Raw genomic sequence first — 3,354 nt, forward strand, 5'->3', positions numbered from 1 at the left:
GTCCTCGTCGCGAACCGCGGCGAGATCGCGAGCCGGGTCCTCCGCTCCGTCCGCGCGCTCGGCCTCCGGTCGGTCGCCGTCTACAGCGACGCCGACGCCGGCGCCCGGCACGTCCTCGAAGCGGACTCCGCCGTCCGGATCGGCCCGGCCGCACCGTCCGAGAGCTACCTGTCCATTCCCGCCGTCATCGAGGCCTGCCGCCGCACGGGGGCGGGCGCGGTGCACCCCGGGTACGGGTTCCTCAGCGAGAACGCTGCCTTCGCCGACGCGCTGCGGGACGCCGGGATCGTCTTCATCGGGCCGTCCGTCCACGCCCTGGACGTCATGGGCGACAAGATCCGTTCGAAGAACCATGTGGTCGCCTCCGGTGTCCCCGTGGTCCCCGGCATCGCCGAACCGGGACTCTCCGACGACGACCTGCTGCGCGCAGCGGACGACGTCGGCTTCCCGCTGCTCATCAAGCCGTCCGCGGGTGGCGGCGGCAAGGGCATGCACGCCGTCCACCGGCCGGAGGACCTCTCCGAGGTCCTCGTCACCGCGCGTCGCGTCGCGGCCCGCGCGTTCGGCGACGACACGCTCTTCCTGGAACGCCTGATCGAGCGGCCCCGCCACATCGAGGTGCAGGTCCTGGCCGACAGCTCCGGCACCGTGATCCATCTCGGCGAGCGCGAGTGCTCGCTGCAGCGCCGGCACCAGAAGGTCATCGAGGAGGCGCCGTCGACCCTGCTCGACGAGGTGACGCGGCGTCGGATCGGCGAGGCCGCGTGCGCCGCGGCCCGCAGCGTCGACTACGCGGGAGCCGGGACCGTCGAGTTCCTCGTCTCCGACGCCGCGCCCGACGAGTTCTTCTTCATGGAGATGAACACGCGCCTGCAGGTCGAGCATCCCGTCACGGAACTGGTGACCGGCATCGACCTCGTGGAGTGGCAGATCCGCATCGCCGCGGGTGAGGCGCTGCCGTTCACGCAGGACGACGTCGTGCTGACAGGTCATGCCGTCGAGGCCCGCGTGTACGCCGAGAACCCCGAGGCCGGGTTCCTCCCCTCCACCGGCCGCATCCTGGAGCTCGCCGAGCCCGCGGGGGAGGGCATCCGGGTGGACAGCTCCCTCCTGCCCGGCGGGACCGTCTCCTCGTCCTACGACCCGATGCTCGCCAAGGTCATCGCCTGGGGTGCCGATCGCGGTGAGGCCCTCGACCGGCTGGACGCGGCGCTCGCCGCCACCGTGGTGCTGGGGGTCGACACCAATATCGAATACCTCCGGCTGCTCGTGGGCGACGACGACGTGCGGGCCGCGCGGCTCGACACCACGATGATCGAACGCAAGCTCCCGGAGCTGGCCTTCCGCCATGTCGCCCCCGAGGACCTCGCACTCGCCGCCGTCCTGCTCCTCGAGGCCGAACCGGCTCCGGCCGGCGGCTCACCCTGGCACCGGGGCGACGGCTTCCGGCTCGGGACACCCCGACCACGCGCCGTGACCCTCGAGGTGGACGGCGCCACCGCGACGGTCCGGCTGCAGCGCACGGGCGGGGGATGGACCGGAACGGTCGACGGCACCGACGGCACCGACGGCACCGAGAGCCCGGCTGCCGCGAGCCTCACGGTTCGCGTCGACGGCGGGGGAGTGACCATCGACGGCCTCCGCTCCCGCCGGCGGTACGCGGTCGACGGGGACACCGTCTGGCTGGGGGATGCCGGCTGGTCCGCCCGCGTGCGCCGTCCGAGCCGCCGCGAACTGCTCGACGCCGCCCTGTCCCGTATCACCCGGGAGGAGGGCGCGGCCGACCCGCTGGTCCGCAGCCCCATGCCGGGCACCGTGGTGTCGGTGTCCGTCGAGGACGGCGCGACCGTCGAGGCGGGCGATGTCCTCGTCGCCGTCGAGGCCATGAAGATGGAGCACCAGCTCACCGCCGCCCTGTCCGGCGTCGTCCGCCTCTCGCTGAAACCCGGCGACCTCGTGCGGGCACACCAGATCCTCGCCACCATCGAGTCCGCCCCCGAGGGCGGCCCGGCACCTATCCCCACGGAAGGGAACGCAGCATGAATTTCGAACTGAGCGAGGAGTACCAGGACCTCGTCGACACCGTCCGCGAGTTCGCCGACGAGGTCGTGGCCCCGGTCTCCGCCAAGCACGACGCCGAGCACAGCTTCCCCTACGAGGTGGTCAAGCAGATGGGGGACATGGGCCTGTTCGGCCTGCCGTTCCCCGAGGAGTACGGAGGCATGGGCGGCGACTACTTCGCGCTGTGCCTGGCACTGGAGCAGCTGGCCCGCGTGGACCAGTCGGTGGCCATCACCCTCGAGGCGGGGGTGTCCCTCGGCGCCATGCCCGTCTACCGCTTCGGCACCGAGGAGCAGAAGCAGCAGTGGCTGCCCTCCCTCGCGTCGGGTACCGCCCTCGGCGGGTTCGGCCTCACCGAGTCGGAGGCCGGCTCCGACGCCTCCGGGACGAAGACGACGGCGAAGCTCGAGGACGGCGCGAACGGACCGGAGTGGGTGATCAACGGCACCAAGGAGTTCATCACGAACTCGGGCACCGACATCACGTCGCTGGTGACCGTCACCGCCGTGACCGGGACCTCCGAGCGGCCGGACGGCACGGTGAAGAAGGAGATCTCCACCCTCCTCGTCCCCTCGGACACGCCGGGCTTCACGGCCGAGAAGGCCTACAACAAGGTGGGCTGGAACGCCTCCGACACCCATCCGCTCACCCTCCGTGACGTCCGGGTCCCGGAGGCGAACCTGTTGGGTACGCGCGGCCGCGGGTACGCCAACTTCCTGCAGATCCTCGACGAGGGGCGGATCGCCATCGCGGCGCTCGCGACCGGCGCGGCGCAGGGTTGCGTGGAACAGTCCATCAAGTACGCGGGCGAGCGTATGGCCTTCGGCAGCACCATCGGCGCCTACCAGTCCATCCAGTTCAAGATCGCCCGGATGCAGGTCCGGGCCCATACGGCGCGGCTGGCCTACTACGACGCAGCGTCGCGCATGCTCGCGGGCAAGCCGTTCAAGACGCAGGCCTCGATCGCGAAGCTGGTGGCCGGCGAAGCCGCCATGGACAACGCGCGCGACGCGACACAGATCTTCGGCGGCTACGGTTTCATCAACGAGTTCGTGGTGTCCAGGCACTACCGTGACTCGAAGATCCTCGAGATCGGCGAGGGGACCACGGAGGTCCAGCTCATGCTGATCGCGAGGGAACTCGGCCTGTAGACCCGCCGCAGGGACAGGACGGACAGGCGCCGGAACAGCGAAGGAGAAGCAGTGATCAACAAAGTGGTTGGCAGTGCGGCGGAGGCCGTGGCGGACATCCCCGACGGAGCATCCCTCGCCGTCGGCGGTTCGGGCGGCGTCG

At 71.1% G+C, this 3,354-nt stretch carries 2 protein-coding genes and 1 pseudogene; all 3 read left to right on the plus strand.

The features are described 5' to 3' along the window. The coding region (locus CVO76_RS04030) for an acetyl/propionyl/methylcrotonyl-CoA carboxylase subunit alpha (RefSeq protein WP_208740772.1) at positions 1-2,043 on the plus strand (2,043 nt) is incomplete at its 5' end. After that, positions 2,040-3,212, plus strand: coding sequence for an acyl-CoA dehydrogenase family protein (locus tag CVO76_RS04035; RefSeq protein ID WP_208740774.1), 1,173 nt, complete (start codon positions 2,040-2,042; stop codon positions 3,210-3,212). The genes CVO76_RS04030 and CVO76_RS04035, both read left to right, overlap by 4 nt. Before the next feature lie 51 nt (positions 3,213-3,263). Then, a pseudogene (locus CVO76_RS17205) lies at positions 3,264-3,354 on the plus strand (succinyl-CoA--3-ketoacid-CoA transferase); the annotation flags it as partial.

The organism is Arthrobacter agilis, from assembly GCF_002953615.1.
Taxonomy (GTDB): Bacteria; Actinomycetota; Actinomycetes; order Actinomycetales; family Micrococcaceae; genus Arthrobacter_D; species Arthrobacter_D agilis_B.

Coding starts and splice junctions, on each gene's coding strand:
- CVO76_RS04035 (WP_208740774.1), top strand. CDS start 2,040: ATGAATTTCGAACTGAGCGAGGAGTACCAGGACCTCGTCGACACCGTC.